This is a genomic window from Neorhizobium sp. 05N33, assembly GCF_056397445.1.
Genome location: NZ_JBFTNK010000042.1, coordinates 1 through 1,273 on the forward strand (window position 1 = coordinate 1; position 1,273 = coordinate 1,273).

A 1,273-nucleotide genomic window follows, 5' to 3' on the forward strand; every position below is an offset into this window, starting at 1 on the left:
TTCTGACCTGCCACTGAGAATTTCCTCCAGAATGGATTAGAGTCCGGCCTGTTAAGGGACGGACGAATGAAGAAGCAGAGATTTACGGAAGAGCAGATTATCGGTATGCTGAAGGAGCAGGAGGCTGGCGTGAAGGCGGCCGACCTCTGCCGCAAGCACGGGATTTCAGAAGCGACGTTTTATAACTGGAAAGCCAAATATGGCGGCATGGAAGTCTCCGAGGCGAAACGGCTGAAGGCGCTTGAGGACGAGAATACCAGGCTGAAGAAGCTGTTGGCCGAACAGATGCTTGATGCAGCCGCGCTCCGCGAGCTTCTTGCAAAAAAATGGTAGGGCCTGCCGCCAAGCGTGAAGCCGTCACGCATCTGAAGGCCGTGATGGGTCTTTCGGAACGGCGGGCCTGCCAGATCGTATCCGCCGACCGCAAGACGATCCGTTATCGGTCCAATCGACCACCGGAGGTCGATCTGCGAGCGAAGCTGCGTGACCTCGCTAATGAGCGACGGCGTTTCGGCTACCGGCGGCTATTCATCCTGCTTCGGCGAGACGGAGAGCCGTCCGGGGTCAATCGCATATACCGTCTTTATCGCGAGGAAGGGCTTTCCGTTCGCAAGCGAAAGGCCCGTCGGCGTGCTGTCGGCACGCGTGCGCCGATCCTGGTCGAAGCGAAGGCCAATGCCCGCTGGTCGCTGGATTTCGTCCACGACCAGTTTGCCTGCGGTAGACGCTTCCGGGTGCTAAACGTTGTCGATGATGTGACGCGCGAATGCCTGGCGGCAATCCCCGACACGTCGATCTCCGGTCGCCGTGTTGCTCGGGAACTGACGACGCTGATCGAACGACGCGGCAAGCCTGACATGATTGTCTCCGACAACGGCACCGAATTCACCTCGAATGCCATTCTTGCCTGGTCGAAGGATCACAAGGTCGAGTGGCACTACATCGCGCCGGGAAAGCCAATGCAGAACGGCTATGTCGAGAGTTTCAACGGTCGCATGCGCGACGAGTTGCTCAACGAGAGCCTCTTCTTCGGCCTCGATCATGCCCGCAGCGCCATCGCTGAATGGGCTGAGGATTATAACCATTTCCGGCCGCACTCATCGCTCGGATATCAGACCCCGGCAGACTATGCCGGGACCATCGCCGCAACCGGTTCCAACGCTGCGCAAGATGAAAGCTTCGCGTTTCCGCCGGTTGCTCAAACCGCGCCATTTGGCATATTCAAAGCCGCCGAGGCTCTAACCGCCGCTGGATGAAAGTTCAGTGGCAGGTC

1 protein-coding gene is annotated in these 1,273 nt (G+C 58.6%); it reads left to right on the forward strand.

Features of this window, described 5'->3' with window-relative positions:
- Positions 1-66 precede the first annotated feature (66 nt).
- Positions 67-1,256 (forward strand): IS3 family transposase gene (locus AC1DLT_RS30810; protein WP_477489243.1). Its coding sequence is split into 2 segments (ribosomal slippage): positions 67-319 and positions 319-1,256, totalling 1,191 coding nucleotides; the frame shifts between segments, so codons are not numbered across the junction.
- Positions 1,257-1,273: the final 17 nt, after the last annotated feature.